15 protein-coding genes are annotated in these 17,196 nt (G+C 70.9%); 8 read left to right on the top strand and 7 right to left on the bottom strand.

The genetic code is table 11. The features are described from left to right. Positions 1–49 precede the first annotated feature (49 nt). Together AOK00_RS08065 and AOK00_RS08060 are read right to left on the bottom strand one after the other, a co-directional pair. On the bottom strand, positions 50–838 hold the full coding sequence (locus tag AOK00_RS08065; RefSeq protein ID WP_055599624.1) for an ECF subfamily RNA polymerase sigma factor, BldN family: 789 nt from the start codon (positions 836–838) through the stop codon (positions 50–52). A gap of 439 nt (positions 839–1,277) precedes the next feature. Then, positions 1,278–2,237, bottom strand: a complete 960-nt coding sequence (locus AOK00_RS08060) for an HAD family hydrolase (protein ID WP_055599623.1) — start codon at positions 2,235–2,237, stop codon at positions 1,278–1,280. 93 nt (positions 2,238–2,330) lie between these two features. Here AOK00_RS08060 and AOK00_RS08055 point away from each other — a divergent pair, with 93 nt between their 5' ends. The 6 genes from AOK00_RS08055 (at position 2,331) to hemB (ending at position 8,850) form a co-directional block, all read left to right on the top strand. Then, positions 2,331–2,612: a glutaredoxin family protein gene (locus tag AOK00_RS08055; protein ID WP_055599622.1), complete on the top strand. Its 282-nt coding sequence runs from the start codon at positions 2,331–2,333 to the stop codon at positions 2,610–2,612. A gap of 272 nt (positions 2,613–2,884) precedes the next feature. Then, the gene (locus AOK00_RS08050; RefSeq protein ID WP_055599621.1) at positions 2,885–3,682 is read left to right on the top strand and encodes a redox-sensing transcriptional repressor Rex; all 798 of its coding nucleotides are present in this window, start codon (positions 2,885–2,887) and stop codon (positions 3,680–3,682) included. After that, complete coding sequence (locus AOK00_RS08045) at positions 3,679–5,034, top strand: glutamyl-tRNA reductase (RefSeq protein WP_055599620.1); 1,356 nt, start codon at positions 3,679–3,681, stop codon at positions 5,032–5,034. The genes AOK00_RS08050 and AOK00_RS08045 overlap by 4 nt, the downstream gene beginning before the upstream one ends. After that, complete coding sequence (gene hemC / locus AOK00_RS08040) at positions 5,031–6,017, top strand: hydroxymethylbilane synthase (RefSeq protein WP_055599619.1); 987 nt, start codon at positions 5,031–5,033, stop codon at positions 6,015–6,017. Before AOK00_RS08045 ends, hemC begins: the two co-directional genes overlap by 4 nt. After that, entirely contained in the window at positions 6,014–7,684 is a 1,671-nt protein-coding gene (locus tag AOK00_RS08035) for a uroporphyrinogen-III synthase (protein ID WP_055599618.1), read from the top strand. Before hemC ends, AOK00_RS08035 begins: the two co-directional genes overlap by 4 nt. A gap of 161 nt (positions 7,685–7,845) precedes the next feature. After that, positions 7,846–8,850 carry a porphobilinogen synthase gene (hemB, locus tag AOK00_RS08030; protein WP_079041886.1) on the top strand — a complete coding sequence of 335 codons (1,005 nt, stop codon included), beginning with the start codon at positions 7,846–7,848 and terminating at the stop codon, positions 8,848–8,850. A 7-nt stretch (positions 8,851–8,857) separates the two neighbouring features. Here hemB and AOK00_RS08025 read toward each other — a convergent pair whose 3' ends face one another. After that, positions 8,858–9,634, bottom strand: a complete 777-nt coding sequence (locus AOK00_RS08025; RefSeq protein ID WP_055599616.1) for a DUF4253 domain-containing protein — start codon at positions 9,632–9,634, stop codon at positions 8,858–8,860. 110 nt (positions 9,635–9,744) lie between these two features. On the opposite strand from AOK00_RS08025, the gene AOK00_RS08020 reads away from it, so the two are divergent. Next, entirely contained in the window at positions 9,745–10,014 is a 270-nt protein-coding gene (locus AOK00_RS08020) for a DUF1876 domain-containing protein (protein ID WP_030546842.1), read from the top strand. Between the two features lie 65 nt (positions 10,015–10,079). On the opposite strand, the gene argS is transcribed toward AOK00_RS08020, so the two are convergent. Beyond that, the gene (argS, locus tag AOK00_RS08015) at positions 10,080–11,876 is read right to left on the bottom strand and encodes an arginine--tRNA ligase (protein WP_055599615.1); all 1,797 of its coding nucleotides are present in this window, start codon (positions 11,874–11,876) and stop codon (positions 10,080–10,082) included. Between the two features lie 219 nt (positions 11,877–12,095). On the opposite strand from argS, the gene lysS reads away from it, so the two are divergent. After that, entirely contained in the window at positions 12,096–13,820 is a 1,725-nt protein-coding gene (lysS, locus tag AOK00_RS08010) for a lysine--tRNA ligase (protein ID WP_055599614.1), read from the top strand. A gap of 79 nt (positions 13,821–13,899) precedes the next feature. On the opposite strand, the gene AOK00_RS08005 is transcribed toward lysS, so the two are convergent. The 3 genes from AOK00_RS08005 to AOK00_RS07995 all read right to left on the bottom strand — a co-directional run bounded on the left by AOK00_RS08005 (position 13,900) and on the right by AOK00_RS07995 (position 17,045). Then, complete coding sequence (locus AOK00_RS08005; protein WP_437441399.1) at positions 13,900–15,126, bottom strand: DUF2637 domain-containing protein; 1,227 nt, start codon at positions 15,124–15,126, stop codon at positions 13,900–13,902. Positions 15,127–15,269: 143 nt separating this feature from the next. Next, complete coding sequence (locus AOK00_RS08000; RefSeq protein WP_055599613.1) at positions 15,270–16,007, bottom strand: hypothetical protein; 738 nt, start codon at positions 16,005–16,007, stop codon at positions 15,270–15,272. 87 nt (positions 16,008–16,094) lie between these two features. Further along, complete coding sequence (locus tag AOK00_RS07995; protein WP_063886554.1) at positions 16,095–17,045, bottom strand: hypothetical protein; 951 nt, start codon at positions 17,043–17,045, stop codon at positions 16,095–16,097. Between the last annotated feature and the right edge of the window lie 151 nt (positions 17,046–17,196).

The raw sequence follows: 17,196 nt of genomic DNA, 5'->3' as shown, positions 1-17,196 counted from the left end.
GACGCCCGCTGACCGGTCCGCGGGGGCGCGTGTGGGGGGAGCGGACCGGTCAGCGGGCGTCGTCCGGGAGAAGGCGGGCCAGGGTGCGGACGGCCCGGTACTGGAGGGTCTTGATCGCTCCCTCGTTCTTCCCCATGACCCGGGCGGTCTCGGCGACGGAGAGACCCTGGAGGAAGCGCAGGGTGACGCACTCCTGCTGCTGGGGGTTGAGGCGGCGGACCGCGTCGAGGAGTGCGGCGTTGGAGAGGGACTCCAGGACGGAGTCCTCGGGGCTGCGCTCGACCTCGTTGGCGTCGAGCATCTCGCCGGTGGTCACTTCCAGGCGGAAGCGGCTGGACTTGAAGTGGTCGGCGACCAGGTTCCTGGCGATGGTGACGAGCCAGGCGCCGAAGTCGCGGCCCTGCCAGGTGAAGGTGGAGATCCGGCGCAGGGCGCGCAGGAACGTCTCACTTGTGAGGTCCTCCGCCGTCGCCTTCCCGCCGACGCGGTAGTAGATGTAGCGGTAGACGGTGTCGCTGTACTGGTCGTACAGCCGGCCGAAGGCCTCGGCCTCGCCCGCCTGGGCGCGCTCGACCAGGTCCATCATGCGAGCGCTGTCGCTGTCGGCGGTGGGGCGGCGGGGGGTGGTGGTCGAGGTTCCGGACCGGGCGCCGCGTCTGCCGACGGCGGCGCCGCCGTCGGCCAGGGCATAGCAAGGGCCGGCGGGTGCCGGTGCGGCGAAGGCGAAGGCGGGGACGGGGCCGGCGTACGCGGTGGGGACGAAGCCGCGCAAACGGTCGAGGACCGTTGCGCGCAGCGTAGCCAGGCCCGAGGTGTCAACCCCGACGTGTGGGTACACGGGACTCCCAGAGGCAGAGCTTCCATCACGTGCAGTGCGGGACCGTTCACCCGTCGTGGCGACGTGAGGGGTCCTTTGTGCGTCCCAGGAGAATAACGCTTCGTACAGGCAGCGCTACACCCAGTTGCTCAAATCACCGGTTCCGTCGGTTCTGTTACTGCTTGCAGTCGGATCAAGGTGCAATTGGTGACCGATTGTTGATCGGTTTGCTTCCGAGTGTGACTGCGCGCGCGTTGCGTTGTGCTCAAGTGCGGGACCGGTGAGTGATCGGGGCCGCTGCGGGGTAAGGAGCCCCGAATGCCTGGGAGTCGACCTGTGCGGGGGTGTTCGACCACGGACGGGTGAGGGCGCCTGGTCCGGGGTTGTCGCAGACGATCGCAGCCGAAACGTATCGGCAGACCGGTCCCCGGCGTACCGGGGGAGAAGCGGGGGCCGGGCCTCAGTGGCGGCGGCGGTGCAGGGCGACCGCGGCCGCCGTGCCGCCGGCCAGGGCGCCCAGACCCGCGGCGGCGGGGATGCCGACCTTGGCGGCCTTGCGGCCGGTCCGGTAGTCGCGCAGTCGCCAGTCCCGGGCCTTCGCGTACTTGCGGAGCTTGGTGTCCGGGTTGATCGCGTACGGGTGGCCGACGAGCGAGAGCATCGGGATGTCGTTGTGCGAGTCGCTGTAGGCGGCGCAGCGGCTCAGGTCGAGGCCCTCGGCGGCGGCGAGGGCCCGTACCGCCTCGGCCTTCGCCGGGCCGTGCAGGGGCTCGCCGACCAGCTTGCCGGTGTAGACGCCGTCGATGGACTCGGCGACCGTGCCGAGCGCGCCGGTCAGGCCGAGCCTGCGGGCGATGATCGTGGCCGTCTCGACCGGGGCGGCCGTGACCAGCCAGACCTTCTGGCCCGCGTCCAGGTGCGCCTGGGCGAGGTCGCGGGTGCCGGGCCAGATGCGGTCGGCCATGTACTCGTCGTAGATCTCCTCGCCGATCGACATCAGTTCGGAGACCCGATGGCCCTTGACGATGGACAGGGCGCTGTCGCGGGCCTCCTGGATGTGCTCGGGGTCCTCGACGCCGGCGATCCGGAACCAGGCCTGCGCCCAGGCGAAGCGGGCGAGTTCACGGCGCTGGAAGAACTTCCGCTTGTACAGGCCGCGGCCGAAGTGGAAGATCGACGCGCCCTGCATCACGGTGTTGTCGAGATCGAAGAACGCGGCCGCCCGTACGTCGCCGACGACGGGGAACTCCGGCTCGGGCGGGGTCTCGGCCTCCGCGGGTTCATGGGCCGCCGCCTCCTCCCGCTCCCGTTCCAGCTGGAGCGAGGACTTGCGCGCTGCCTCGGCAGCGGCCTCGCCTGCGAGCACGCTGCGCGCGGTGGCGGAGCGCCTACGGGGGGTGAGCCATCCCAGAGCGGCCATGCGGTGAGCATAGCCAGTCTGTTCGGTACTTCCCGACTTGTGACGATGCCGCGGCGTGAACACTGCGGGGCTCCCCTGTTAATCAGGGACAGAATGGACGTCATGTTCGGACGGACGAAGAAGAAGACGGACGCCGGGTCGCGCACGGTGACGCTGATCGGCAAGCCGGGCTGTCATCTCTGTGACGACGCCCGCGCGGTGATCGAAGCCGTGTGCGCGGAGACGGGGGCGCGCTGGGAGGAGAAGGACATCACCCGGGACGAGGAGCTCCACCGGGCGTACTGGGAGCAGATTCCCGTCGTCCTGGTCGACGGCGAGCAGCACACCTTCTGGCGTGTCGACGCCGGGAGGCTCCGGCGCGAACTGGGTGCGTGACCGAAAGACGGCTACCATCGTGGACGTTTTGTTGGGTTTCGGGGGCGGTGTCGTGAGGAGTGTGTGCGGTTTTGCCCCCTTCGGGTTCTCAACGCGCTGACCTGCCGCGCGGTTCCGTGACGATACGAACCGGCCGCGTGACCCCGGGCACTTTGGGCAGACAAAACGGACACCATCTTTGTGCACGCGTTCACAAAGACATAGCCTGCATTCGACGGGGCGGTCTTGGGACATATGGCCGCCTGCAGCCCCGCTCATCCCGCAGGAGCACCGTGGCAACTGGCCGAACTCACCGACCGGCGACCCGTAGCCGAGGAATTCCCGAGGCCACCGTCGCCCGGCTTCCGCTGTATCTGCGCGCACTCACCGCGCTCTCGGAGCGCTCCGTACCCACGGTCTCCTCCGAAGAGCTCGCCGCCGCGGCGGGGGTCAACTCCGCGAAGCTGCGCAAGGACTTCAGCTACCTGGGCTCCTACGGCACCCGCGGGGTCGGCTACGACGTCGAGTACCTCGTCTACCAGATCTCCCGTGAGCTGGGGCTCACCCAGGACTGGCCGGTCGTCATCGTCGGTATCGGTAACCTCGGCGCCGCGCTCGCCGGCTACGGCGGTTTCGCGTCCCGCGGCTTCCGCGTCGCCGCGCTGATCGACGCCGACCCCGCCATGACCGGCAAGCCGGTCGCCGGGATCCCCGTCCAGCACAGCGACGACCTCGAGAAGATCATCGAGGAGGACGGCGTCTCCATCGGCGTCATCGCGACCCCGGCCGGTGTCGCCCAGCAGGTCTGCGACCGGCTCGTGGCCGCCGGAGTCACCTCCATCCTGAACTTCGCCCCGACCGTGCTCTCCGTGCCCGACGGCGTGGACGTACGCAAGGTCGACCTCTCCATCGAGCTGCAGATCCTCGCCTTCCACGAGCAGCGCAAGGCCGGCGAGGAGTCGAACGCCGAGGCCGACGCGGCCGTCGACGCGGAGACCGCCACGGCCGTCGCGCCGCCGGCCCCCCGTGGCGCGACGGGCGGCAGCCGCAAGGGACCCGACGGGGACGTCCCCGCCGTGATGCCGGCATGAGCCTCCTCGTCGTCGGCCTCAGCCACCGCAGCGCCCCCGTCTCCATCCTGGAACGGGCGGCACTCGCGGCGGACACCCAGGCCAAGCTCCTCCAGGACACCCTCGCCGCCGAACCGGCCGCCGAGGGCACCGTCCTGGCCACCTGCAACCGCATCGAGCTCTACGCCGACGTGGACAAGTTCCACGCCGGTGTCGCCGAGCTGTCCACGCTGCTCGCGCAGCACAGCGGCGTCGGCCTGGACGAGCTCACCCCCTATCTCTATGTGCACTACGAGGACCGGGCCGTCCACCACCTCTTCTCGGTGGCCTGCGGGCTCGACTCGATGGTCGTCGGCGAGGGGCAGATCCTCGGCCAGATCAAGGACGCCCTCGCCCTCGGCCAGGAGCTGCACACCGCCGGCCGCCTCCTCAACGACCTGTTCCAGCAGGCCCTGAGGGTCGGCAAGCGCGCCCACAGCGAGACCGGGATCGACCGGGCCGGGCAGTCGCTCGTCACCTTCGGCCTGGAGCAGCTGGCCGACGGCACCGACGTCGACACCTGGGCCAAGGGCAAGAAGGCGCTCGTCATCGGCGCCGGCTCGATGTCCTCGCTCGCCGCCGCCACGCTCGCGCGTTCCGGCGTCTCCGAGATCGTCATCGCCAACCGCACCCTGGCCCGCGCCGAGCGGCTCGCGCAGATCCTGAACGAGCCCGGCGGCACGGGAGTGGCCGCGCACGCGGTCGAGATGGTTGCCGTCGGCGACGAACTGACACGTGCCGACGTCGTCGTCTCCTGCACCGGCGCCACCGGGCTCGTCCTCACCGGGGACGACATCGAGACCGCCGTCCAGGGCCGACGCACCCCGCTCGCCCTGCTCGACCTCGCCATGCCCCGCGACATCGACGCCGCCGCCCACCGCGTCCCCGGTGTCCGGCTCGTCGACATCGAGTCGCTCGCCGAGGCCTCCGCCGACGCGCCTATGGCCGCCGACGTCGACCAGGTGCGCGGCATCGTCTCCGACGAGGTCGCGGCCTTCGGCGCCGCCCAGCGCGCCGCCCACATCACCCCCACCGTCGTCGCCCTGCGCACCATGGCCGCCGACGTGGTGGCCGGCGAGGTCGCCCGGCTCGAGGGCCGGCTGCCCGGCCTCGACGACAAGCAGCGCGCCGAGATCACCCAGACCGTGCGACGCGTGGTCGACAAGCTCCTGCACGCGCCGACCGTGCGGGTCAAGCAGCTGGCGAGCGAGCCCGGCGGTGCCGGGTACGCGGACGCGCTGCGGACACTCTTCGACCTCGACCCGGAGACGGTGGCTTCTGTCAGCCGGGCCGACCTGAATGACGCCGACGTCAAGAACCGAGGGCGAGTATGACCGAGAGGGCACTGAGGCTCGGGACCAGGCGCAGCAAGCTCGCCATGGCCCAGTCCGGGCATGTGGCCGACGCCGTCCGGCGGCTGACCGGCCGGCCCGTCGAGCTCGTGGAGATCACGACGTACGGGGACACCTCCCGGGAGCACCTCGCGCAGATCGGCGGCACCGGCGTCTTCGTCGCCGCCCTGCGTGACGCGCTGCTCGCGGACGAGGTGGACTTCGCCGTCCACTCCCTGAAGGACCTGCCGACCACGCAGCACCCGGACCTGGTGCTGGCCGCGATCCCGGAGCGCGAGGACCCGCGCGACGTGCTGATCGCCCGCGACGGACTGACGCTGGACCGGCTGCCCGACGGCGCCCGGGTCGGCACCGGCTCGCCGCGGCGCATGGCCCAGCTCCACGCGTACGCGCGCAACCACGGCCTGGAGATCACCTGCGTCCCGATCCGGGGCAACATCGACACCCGGGTCGGCTACGTACGCAGCGGGGAACTGGACGCGGTGGTTCTCGCCGCGGCAGGCCTCAACCGCATCGGCGGAACGGAGGAGCTCACCGGCTCCCTGTCGCTCGACCACCTGTCGGTCGACTCCGTCCTGCCCGCCCCCGGCCAGGGGGCCCTGGCGATCGAGTGCCTGGCGTCGAACGCCGAACTCGTCACCGCGCTCGCCGAGCTCGACGACCCGCTCACCCGGGCCGCCGTGACCGCCGAGCGATCCCTGCTCGCCGCCCTGGAGGCCGGCTGCTCCGCACCCGTGGGTGCGCTGGCCGACCTGCTGGCCGACGACCCCGGTCACGGGCAGGTTGTCACCGAGATGCGCCTGCGCGGCGTCGTCGGCACCACCGACGGCTCGACGCTGGTGCAGCTGTCCACCACCGGACCCGTACCCACCTCGCACGACGAGGCCATGGCGCTCGGACGCGAACTCGCGGACGAGATGCTCGCCAAGGGTGCGGCCGGTCTTATGGGGGAGCGAGCACTTTGAACCCCACCAGCCCGACCACCAGCCCGCTGTCCCCGGCCTTCGCGGGCCATGGACACGTCACATTCCTCGGCGCAGGGCCCGGTGACCCCGGACTCCTGACCCTCAGGGCCGTGGAGGCCCTCGCCGGAGCGGATGTCCTGATCGCCGAGCCGGAGGTGCTCGAGGTCGTTCGCGGCCACGCGCGCGCGGGGGTGAGCACGCCGGAGCTGACGGTTGTTGACGAGGCGTCAACAACCGCCGGTGTCCCGGTGTTGAGGGACGCGGCCAATCTTGTCATGGAGGCCGCCAGGGGCGGCAGGCGGGTCGTCCGTGCGGTGACCGGCGACCCCGGCCTCGACGGCAACGCGGGAGCGGAGATGCTCGCCTGCGCCGCCGAGGGCATCCCCTTCGAGGTCGTCCCCGGCGTCGCCACGGCCGTCGGCGTACCCGCGTACGCCGGTGTCCCGCTCCGCGACGCCCAGGGCACCGACGTGCGTTTCGTCGACGCCCGCACCGCCGACGAACGGTGCTGGACCGAGGTCGGCGCCTCCGACGGCACCGTCGTCGTGTCCACCTCGCTCGACTCGGTGGCCGCGGCCGCCGGTGAACTGGTGGCGGCGGGCCGTAAGCCGGACACCCCGCTCACCGTCACCATCGCCGGTACGACCACCCGGCAGCGGACCTGGAACGCCACGCTCGGCACCATCGCCCAGGTCTTCAAGCAGGGCAAGGTCCTCCCCTCGCCCGAGGGCCACCGGCCGGTCATAGCCGTGGTCGGCGAGCGCAGCGCCCCGGCGCAGCGGGACCAGCTGTCGTGGTTCGAGTCGAAGCCGTTGTTCGGCTGGCGGGTGCTCGTACCGCGTACCAAGGAACAGGCCGCGTCGCTCTCCGACCAGCTGCGTTCGTACGGCGCGGTGCCGCACGAGGTGCCGACCATCGCCGTCGAGCCGCCGCGCACGCCCCAGCAGATGGAGCGTGCGGTCAAGGGGCTCGTGACCGGGCGCTACGAGTGGATCGCCTTCACGTCGGTCAACGCGGTGAAGGCCGTACGGGAGAAGTTCGAGGAGTACGGGCTCGACGCGCGCGCCTTCGCCGGGATCAAGGTCGCGGCGGTGGGCGAGCAGACGGCCGCGGCGCTGGTCGACTTCGGTGTGAAGCCGGACCTGGTGCCCAGCGGGGAGCAGTCCGCGGCGGGTCTGCTGGAGGACTGGCCGCCCTACGACCCCGTCTTCGACCCGATCGACCGTGTCTTCCTGCCGCGGGCCGACATCGCGACGGAGACGCTGGTCGCGGGCCTGATCGAGCTCGGGTGGGAGGTCGACGACGTCACCGCGTACCGGACCGTACGGGCCTCGCCGCCGCCGGCGGACACGCGTGAGGCGATCAAGGGCGGCGGTTTCGACGCCGTGCTCTTCACGTCGTCCTCCACCGTGCGGAACCTGGTCGGTATCGCCGGGAAGCCGCACAACGTGACCGTCATCGCGTGCATCGGCCCCGCCACGGCGAAGACCGCCGAGGAGCACGGGCTGCGGGTGGACGTGCTGTCGCCCGAGCCGTCGGTGCACAAGCTGGCGGAGGCGCTGGCGGACTTCGGGCTGCGGCGGCGGGAGGCTGCGCTGGAGGCGGGGGATCCTGTGACTCGGCCGAGTGAGCGGCGGCCGGGTGCGCGGAGGCGTCGTACGACGTAGCGGTCTCCTCGGGTGCGGGTCCCTCGGCGGGGCCCGCACCCTTTGCGTTCCGCGACCTCGTGGCGCGGGTCCTCGACGGGGCCCGCACCCCGCCGCTGTGGGTCGGCGAGGCAACATCGTGTCGGTAAAAGCACTCTTTGGGCGGGCGTAGCCTCGGGCATATGAACTCGTACGGATCCTTTCCCGGGGCGCGGCCGCGGCGGCTGCGGACGACGCCCGCCATGCGGCGGATGGTGGCCGAGACGCGGCTGCATCCCGCCGATCTGATCCTTCCCGCGTTCGTGCGCGAGGGGATCACCGAGCCCGTGCCGATCCAGGCCATGCCCGGTGTCGTCCAGCACACGCGCGACACCCTGCGGAAGGCCGCGGCCGAGGCGGTGGAGGCCGGGGTCTCCGGGATCATGCTCTTCGGCGTGCCCGAGGACGAGAAGAAGGACGCGGCGGGCACGGCCGGGACCGACCCCGACGGGATCCTCCAGGTCGCCGTCCGGGACGTCCGCGCCGAGGTCGGCGACGAGCTCGTGATCATGTCGGACCTCTGTCTCGACGAGTACACCGACCACGGCCACTGCGGCGTCCTCGACGCCGACGGCCGCGTCGACAACGACGCCACGCTGGAACGTTACGCCGAGATGGCCCAGGTCCAGGCGGACGCCGGCGTCCACGTCGTCGGCCCCTCCGGAATGATGGACGGCCAGGTCGGCGTCGTCCGGGACGCCCTGGACACCATCGGCAAGGAGGACGTGTCGATCCTCGCGTACACCGCGAAGTACTCCTCCGCCTTCTACGGCCCGTTCCGCGAGGCCGTCGGCTCCTCCCTCAAGGGCGACCGCAAGACCTACCAGCAGGACCCCGCCAACCTGCGGGAGTCCCTGCGCGAGCTCGCCCTCGACCTGGAGGAGGGCGCCGACATGGTGATGGTCAAGCCGGCGGGGCCGTACCTCGATGTGGTCGCCAAGGTCGCCGAGTCCGTCGACGTGCCCGTCGCCGCGTACCAGATCAGTGGTGAGTACGCGATGGTCGAGGCCGCCGCCGAGAAGGGCTGGATCGACCGCGACAGGGCGATCTTCGAGACCCTGACCGGCATCCGGCGGGCCGGCGCGCAGATGATCCTCACCTACTGGGCCACCGAGGTCGCCCAGAAGCTGTCCGCCGCGCGCGTCTAGCCGGGACTCAGTCCCACCAGAAGGTCCAGACGGGGCTGTCCAGCAGCCCCGTCCGGGCGTACTGGCGCAGCCCGCCGTGGGGGCCCTGGTCGACGTTGTCCGGGCAGAACGCGAAGTGCTCCGCCGCCAGCGCCTCGGCCTCCTCCAACGTCTGGGGCGGGGCCGCGACGGAGACCACCAGCCGGTCGAAGGTGAGCGCGACGACACGCGCCCCGAAACGGTCCTCCCAGGACCGCAGCACCGCACACAGCCGGGCCACGTCGTTCTCGTGGTTCAGCGGCCCGCTCCAGCCGATCACCGCCGGTATGTCCGCGCTGCGCCGTGCCGGAACCAGGGCCGGGCGGGCGTCCTCGAGCCAGAAGCCCGGCTCCGTCAGCATCTCGGCGACGACGGCCGCCGCCTCGTCGGGATCCGTGCCGCACGGCTGCGCCGGGGCCAGGCCCGGCCAGTCGGCGCTTCCGGGTATCTCGTCGGACGCGTTCGCGTCCCAGAACCCGGCGAGGACCTCTTCCGCGTCGTGGTCCGCCGGATCGCTCATGCGCTCCGGCTCCAGCTCCCACCGGTCCAGGCTCCAGTCACCGCCCAGCAGTACCGGCAGCAGTCCCGCCGTGCGGGCCGCCGGCCGCAGCGCGCTCCAGGCGGAGGGGCCCGCCGCGCCGTGTCCCGACCAGATGTACGGGGCGTCCGCCGGACCGGTGAGGGCGCCGGGCGGCAGGTCGAGGCCGAGGGGACGGCCGGTCGGATCGGCTGCGAGCCGGGGCAGCTGGTTCGGGATCATCGCCATGCGGAGAACGTACGGGGCGTCACTGACAACGGAGCGAGTGGTGGTGCGGCACGCGTCGGCGCACCCTGGAGAGGTAGCCGACAGGTACCTCGCTGGAGGTGGTCCTCATGATGCACACGCTTGTCGGATGGCATGTGGAGATGGAGTTCCAGGAGGAGGGTGACCGGACGCGGGCCGCGGCCATGGTGCGGCTCACCGACGGCACCGAGTTCCGGGCCCACGGCACGGCCAACCGTCACCCCTCCGACCCGGAGCAGCTCAGGGTGGGCGAGGAGATCGCCGGCGCACGCGCGCTGATGGATCTCGCCTCCCAGCTGCTCCAGAAGGCCCACACGGAGATCGACGAGGTCTCGGGCCGGACCTCGCACAGCATCCGTTGACGACGAAGCCCCCGGCACGGTGATCCGTACCGGGGGCTTCGCCTTCGGATGCCGCTCCCGGACCGTCAGAGGCGCTCGGGCGTCCGGATGCCCAGCAGAGCCATGCCCTGCCGCAGGGTGCGGGCGGTCAGGTCGGACAGGAAGAGGCGGTTCTCCGCGACGTCCTGGGCCGGCGCGGGCTTGATGACGGGGCACTCCGAGTAGAACGTCGTGAACAGCGACGCCAGCTGGTACAGGTACGCCGCCAGCTTGTGCGGGGCGTACTCCGCCGCCGTCTCGGCGATCACCTCGCCGAACTGGTCCAGGTGCAGGCCGAGCGCGCGCTCGGCCGGGGCCAGCTCCAGCTCCGGGTGGGCCAGCGGTGTGCGGTCGCCGGCCTTCCCGAAGATCGACCTGACCCGCGCGTACGCGTACTGCAGGTACACCGATGTGTCGCCGTTCAGCGAGACCATCTGGTCCAGGTCGAACTTGTAGTCACGCGCGGCCGACGTCGACAGGTCGGCGTACTTCACCGCGCCGATGCCCACGTACTGACCGTTCTCGACGATCTCCGACTCGGTCAGGAGCGTTTCGCCGGTCTTCGCGACGTACTCCTCGGCCTTCTCGCGCACGACCGTCGTCGCGCGGTCCACGGCCTCGTCCAGCAGGTCCACCAGCCTGACCGTCTCGCCCTCACGGGTCTTGAACGGCTTGCCGTCCTTGCCGAGGACCGTGCCGAAGGCCAGCTGGACCGCCTTCACGTCCTCGTTGAGCCAGCCGGCCCGGCGGGCGGTCTCGAAGACCATCTTGAAGTGCAGCGACTGGCGGGCGTCGACCACGTACAGCAGGGTCGTCGCCTTCAGGTTCTGGACACGGTCGCGGATCGCGGACAGGTCCGTCGCCGCGTAACCGAAGCCGCCGTCGGACTTCTGGACGATCAGCGGGGTCGGGTTGCCGTCCGGGCCCTTCACGTCGTCGAAGAAGACACACAGCGCGCCCTCGGAACGGACGGCGACGCCCGACTCCTCGAGGATCCGGCAGGTCTCCACCAGCATGTCGTTGTAGCCGGACTCGCCGACGACGTCGCCGTCCCGGATGTCCATGTCGAGCTTGTCGAAGACCGAGTAGAAGTAGATCTTCGACTCGTCGACGAACCGCTGCCAGAGGGCGAGGGTCTGCTCGTCGCCGGCCTGGAGGTCGACGACGCGCGCGCGGGCCCTCGTCTTGAACTCCTCGTCGGAGTCGAAGAGCGCGCGCGAGGCCTTGTACAGCCGGTTCAGGTTCGACATGGCCTCCTCACCGGAGACCTCGGAGCCGTCCTCCGCTTTGTGGTCCAGCTCGTGCGGGTGCTCGATCAGGTACTGGATGAGCATGCCGAACTGGGTGCCCCAGTCGCCGATGTGGTGGCGGCGGACCACGCTCTCGCCGGTGAACTCCAGGATCTCGACCATCGCGGCGCCGATGACGGCGGAGCGCAGGTGCCCGACGTGCATCTCCTTCGCCACGTTCGGCTGCGCGTAGTCGATGACCGTCGTGCCGGCCGACTCGTTGAACGGCACGCCGAGCCGGGCGTCGGCGGCGCGGGCCGCGAGAGTCCGCACGATCGCCGCGTCCGTGACCGTGATGTTCAGGAAGCCGGGGCCCGAGACCTCGATCTCCTTCAGGACGTCGTTCTCCGGGATCGCGGCGACGACCTGGGTGGCCAGCTCACGCGGGTTGCCCTTGAGCTGCTTGGCGAGCGCCAGGATGCCGTTGGCCTGGAAGTCGGCCCGGTCGCTTCGTCGCAGCAGCGGGTCGGCGGACGCGGCGTCCGGCAGAGCTGCCGAGAGGCCGTCCGCGAGGTGCTGCTGCACGGTCGAAGCGAGGGAAGGGACCGAGGCCATGAGCTTCCGTTCCTGTTGAGTTCGGGGAGTTCTGTGCGTCCAAATCGCTTGTCAAGTGTCCCATGGGAGCGCAACGTGATTTCCCCGCCTGTGGACAAGCACAGGACGCGCGCCATGTCCGCCTGTGGACAACCTCGGGGAGCGCTCTTCCGTCTGGGAGAATGGCTCACGTAGGGCCCCTCAGGCAGCACCCCACCCAGGAAGAAGGACGTACCGACCGTGGCTCAGAGCAGCACCGAGACCGACTGGGTCTCCCGTTTCGCGGACGAGGTCATCGCCGAGTCGGAGCGACGTGCGCCTGGCAAACCGGTCGTCGTCGCCTCCGGTCTCTCCCCGTCCGGCCCGATCCACCTGGGCAACCTCCGCGAGGTCATGACCCCTCACCTGGTCGCCGACGAGATCCGCCGCCGCGGACACGAGGTCAGGCACCTGATCTCGTGGGACGACTACGACCGCTACCGCAAGGTGCCGAACGGCATCGAGGGCATCGACGAGTCCTGGGCCGAGCACATCGGCAAGCCGCTGACCTCGGTCCCGGCCCCCGCCGGCTCGCCCCACCCCAACTGGGCCGAGCACTTCAAGGCCGCCATGGTCGAGTCGCTGGCCGAGCTCGGCGTCGAGTACGACCCGATCAGCCAGACCGAGCAGTACACCGCGGGCACCTACCGCGAGCAGATCCTGCACGCCATGAAGCACCGCGGCGACATCGACGCCATCCTCGACCAGTACCGGACGAAGAAGACGCCGAAGAAGCAGTCGCAGAAGCCCCTCGACGAGGCAGAGCTGGAGGCCGAGGAGGGCTCCGGCGCGGCGAGCGAGGACGACGGCTCCGGCGGCTCCTCGGGCTACTTCCCGTACAAGCCGTACTGCGGCCGGTGCGAGAAGGACCTGACCACCGTCACCTCGTACGACGACGACACCACCGAACTCGCCTACACCTGCACCAACTGCGGCTTCTCCGAGACCGTGAAGCTGAGCGAGTTCAACCGCGGCAAGCTGGTCTGGAAGGTCGACTGGCCGATGCGCTGGGCGTACGAAGGCGTCATCTTCGAGCCCTCCGGCGTCGACCACTCCTCGCCCGGCTCGTCCTTCGTCGTCGGCGGCCAGATCGTCCGCGAGATCTTCGACGGCGTCCAGCCGATCGGCCCGATGTACGCCTTCGTCGGCATCAGCGGCATGGCCAAGATGTCCTCCTCGCGCGGTGGCGTCCCGACCGCCGCCGACGCGCTGAAGATCATGGAAGCGCCGCTGCTGCGCTGGCTGTACGCGCGCCGCCGCCCCAACCAGTCCTTCAAGATCGCCTTCGACCAGGAGATCCAGCGGCTCTACGACGAGTGGGACAAGCTGGAGGCCAAGGTCGCCGACGGCAGCGTGCTCCCCGCCGACGCCGCCGCCCACACCCGCGCCGCCCGTACGGCCGCAGGTGAGCTTCCGCGCACCCCGCGCCCGCTCCCGTACCGCACGCTCGCCTCGGTCATGGACATCACCGCCGGCCACGACGAGCAGACCCTGCGGATCCTGACCGAGCTCGACCCCGAGAACCCGGTCGCGTCCCTCGACGAGGTCCGGCCGCGGCTCGACCGCGCCGAGAACTGGATCACCAGCCAGGTCCCGGCCGACCAGCGCACCATCGTCCGCGAGGAGCCCGACACCGAGCTCCTCGGCTCCCTGGACGACGAAGGCCGCGAATCCCTCCGCCTGCTCCTGGAGGGCCTCGACAGCCACTGGTCGCTCGACGGGCTCACCACCCTCGTCTACGGCGTCCCGAAGGTCATGGCCGGACTCGACGCCGAGGCCAAGCCGACGCCCGAGCTGAAGCTCGCGCAGCGCGCGTTCTTCGCCCTGCTCTACAAGCTCCTCGTCAGCCGCGAGACCGGGCCGCGACTGCCCACGCTGCTGCTCGCCGTGGGCGCGGACCGGGTGAGGAAGCTGCTCGGCGCGTGAGCGCGCGGACGAGCTGAACACGGGAAGGGGCCGCCGCCCGGATGCCGGGCGGCGGCCCTTTCCCGTACTCCCGTGCGGGTCAGGGAGTGCGGTACTCCCGCATGGCCTGCTGGATCTGCTGCTGGACCTCGGGGATCATCCGGTGAAGCAGCTCGGGGTTGCGGAGCTGCTCGACGCCATAGGCATCAGCCACCAGCCGCTCCAGCTCCTGGGTCTCCGGGAAGGCGTCGTTCTCCACGGCGTACGCCCAGGTCTGCTTGTAGACGACCTCCCGGAACTCCTCGATCTCCTGCGGTTCCGGCTGCTCCTCCACGTACTCGGGATACTCGACGAACTCCTCCGGCCCCGGCGGGGGCACGTCCTCCGGGCCCAGCGGCACCGGCACCGGGATCGGCTCCAGTCCGTCGACGATCTGCGGGTTGTACGAGCCCTGGTAGCCGTCCGGCCGCGCCTGGCCCGCGAACCACGGACTGCCCTCGGCATCCTCCGGCGCGTCGGGAAGCGGCTGCGGCGCGGGCGCGAGCTGCACCGGCTGAGGCTGCTGAGCCGGCTGCAGCGGCTGAGGCTGCTGGGGCAGCAGCGGCGACGTGCCCTGCGGCTGCGGAGGCAGCACAGCCGGCTCGATGCCGGCCGCCGCGAGACCCGCCGCCGCCGTCTCCGCGAGCGGCACTCCGTACCGAGCGAGACGCAGCGGCATCAACGCCTCCACCGGCGCCTTGCGACGCCAGCTCCGGCCGAAACGGGCCTGCAGACGCGCCTGGTAGATCAGCCGCTCCTGCTCCAGCTTGATCACCTGCTCGTACGAGCGGAGCTCCCACAGCTTCATCCGGCGCCACAGCCGGAACGTCGGCACCGGCGACAGCAGCCAACGGGTCAGCCGGACGCCCTCCATGTGCTTGTCCGCGGTGATGTCCGCGATCCGTCCCACGGCGTGCCGCGCGGCCTCGACGGCCACGACGAACAGGATCGGAATCACGGCGTGCATCCCGACCCCGAGCGGGTCGGGCCAGGCGGCCGCGCCGTTGAACGCGATCGTCGCCGCAGTCAGGACCCACGCGGTCTGCCGCAACAGCGGAAACGGGATCCGCAGCCACGTCAGCAGCAGATCCAGGGCGAGCAGCACACAGATGCCCGCGTCGATGCCGATCGGGAAGAAGTACGAGAAGGTGCCGAAGCCCTTCTGCACGGCGAGCTCGCGCACGGCGGCGTACGAACCCGCGAAACCGATCCCCGCGATGATCAGCGCACCGGCGATGACGAGGCCGATGAGTATCCGGTGTGTGCGTGTCAGCTGCATCGCGGCCACCCGCGATCCCCTCCCCGTCAATCGACATCTCGCGCGCACAGACTGGCACATGTGCGCGAAGCCCGGCCCCCGGGGGAGGGACGGGCTCCGCATCGACGTGCCACTCTGCGACGGTTTGCGACAGGTTGTCGGCCTTCAGTCGCCTACTTGTTCGCGGCGGCGACCGCGGCGACCGCCTCCTTGGCCGCCTTCACCGCACCGTTCATGATCGTCTGGTCCGACGGCGTCGTCGCACCGGCGTACCCGGCGCCGTTGTACGACAGCAGCACCAGCACATTCCCCGTACGCGCCACGATGGAGCCGTAGACGAAGTCCTCGTTCGTCTTGCGCAGCTGGTACGCGACGGACTTCGCCTCGTCGCCGATACCCGTGGCCGTGGTCGTGCGGAGCTTCGTCGCACCCGGGGTCGCCTCGACCTTGGCGAGCTCCTTCGCCAGGTTCTCCTGCGCGCGCTCCTGACCGCTGCCGAGCGCGGCGTCCGACTCGTACCGGTAGAAGGACACGTCGAGCCAGCGGTACTGCGACCCCTTCACACCCTTGTCGTCCAGACCGTTCCACGAGCAGCCACTGCGGCTGCCGAGATCGCTGGAGACGGCCGGCGTACCGTTCTTCGTCTTCGCCTTGGGCACCAGCGAGGACGTCGTCCCCGCGACGATCGCCTTGCAGGCGTCCGGCAGCTTCGCGAACCTCGCCGGCTCGACCGCCTTCGTCGTCTGCGACGGCGAGGGGGTGGCGGAGGCCGACGAGGCCCCCTTGTCCTTCGAACCCGCCGAGCCGGAACCACCGTCGCCGGAGTCCGAGGAGCAGCCTGCGACGACGAGCATCACCGGGACGGCGGCGCAGGCGAGTATGCGGGTGAGTCGCGGAGCTGTTCGCTGCATGGTTCCTTCAGTCGCTTGTCGTACGGTCCGGCCGGTACGCCGACACGTTACGTGGTCCCCGTCCGCTCACGGAGCGCACGCGGGCGGCTACTCCTCCAGGCGTTCGGCAAGCAGCCGGGCCAGGTTCCGGGCCTTTTCCTGCAGCTCCGTGCTGTCGGGAGCCTCCGCCGAACCGTCCGTCTGCTCCCGGTAGGAGACGGTCACGATGACATTGGATGTGCGGAACACCACGCTGACGGCCCGCTGATGGCCGTTCGCACCGACCGTGCTCAGGGTGTCGTCGAGATACGCGACGTTCCCCAGGCCTTCGAGGACACGCGGTTCGAGCCCGGTGGGCGAGGGGTCCGAAGGGGTGCCCCCGGACGAGGGCGGCGTGGTCCCGGCGGGGGGCTTGCCCGACGGGCCCTCGCCGGGCTTGCCGGCACCCGCCGACGCGGCGCCCGCGGACGCGCCCTGCGTCGCGCCCGGAGGCAGGCCGCCCGCCGCGGAGGTGCTCTGGGGTGTCGCGGTGGCCGAGGGCGTCGTCGTCGCCGGCGCGGTGGTCGGCGGCGCGGTCGGGGGGAGCGGGATGCCCGCCGCGAGCTGCTTGCGGACGAACACCTCCTGCGCCCGGTCGTCGTCGCTGACGGCGGTGTCGTACGAGACCACCCGCTCGATGTCGAGCGCCAGCCGGTGCGAGATGTCCGGGGTGTCGGCCTTCCAGGTGCAGCCGACCCGCCGGTCGGTGTCGTACGTGACGGACGCGACGCCGCGGTACGCCTTGTCGCGCTCGGGGTCGGCGAGGGCGGCGGCGCCCGGGAGCAGGTCCTTGAGCGTCGCCTGGGGGACGGCGCCGCAGGGCTCGAAGAGCGTGCGGTAGCGGCCCGGGGGTGCGACGGGCGCGGCGGGGCCGGCCTTGGCGTCGACGGCGATGTCGTCGGCCGGGGTGCCGGACGAGCAGCCCGTGAGGCCGATTCCGAGGCCGAGGCCGAGTGTGAGGACGACGGCGGTGCGAGCCGTGGACCCGGTGCGGCCGGGGGTGTACCTCTTTCGCTGCACGCTCCCAGGCTCCCTTCTCCCAAGGTCTTTCCCGAAAACTGTTTGCCGCGCGAACCCGGCCGATGGACACAATGTCTATCGCACACGCAGCTGTTGATGCCGGTCCGCTGTCACCTGTACGGGCTTTGGCTCCGGTTTTTGCGTTATCAGA

This window comes from Streptomyces aureus, assembly GCF_001418135.1.
Taxonomy (GTDB): domain Bacteria; phylum Actinomycetota; class Actinomycetes; order Streptomycetales; family Streptomycetaceae; genus Streptomyces; species Streptomyces aureus_A.
This window is presented reverse-complemented; position numbering and strand designations above follow the sequence as displayed.

Coding starts and splice junctions, on each gene's coding strand:
- AOK00_RS08060 (WP_055599623.1), bottom strand. CDS start 2,237: ATGGCCGCTCTGGGATGGCTCACCCCCCGTAGGCGCTCCGCCACCGCG.
- AOK00_RS08055 (WP_055599622.1), top strand. CDS start 2,331: ATGGACGTCATGTTCGGACGGACGAAGAAGAAGACGGACGCCGGGTCG.
- AOK00_RS08045 (WP_055599620.1), top strand. CDS start 3,679: ATGAGCCTCCTCGTCGTCGGCCTCAGCCACCGCAGCGCCCCCGTCTCC.
- hemC (WP_055599619.1), top strand. CDS start 5,031: ATGACCGAGAGGGCACTGAGGCTCGGGACCAGGCGCAGCAAGCTCGCC.
- hemB (WP_079041886.1), top strand. CDS start 7,846: ATGAACTCGTACGGATCCTTTCCCGGGGCGCGGCCGCGGCGGCTGCGG.
- AOK00_RS08025 (WP_055599616.1), bottom strand. CDS start 9,634: ATGGCGATGATCCCGAACCAGCTGCCCCGGCTCGCAGCCGATCCGACC.
- AOK00_RS08020 (WP_030546842.1), top strand. CDS start 9,745: ATGCACACGCTTGTCGGATGGCATGTGGAGATGGAGTTCCAGGAGGAG.
- argS (WP_055599615.1), bottom strand. CDS start 11,876: ATGGCCTCGGTCCCTTCCCTCGCTTCGACCGTGCAGCAGCACCTCGCG.
- AOK00_RS08000 (WP_055599613.1), bottom strand. CDS start 16,007: ATGCAGCGAACAGCTCCGCGACTCACCCGCATACTCGCCTGCGCCGCC.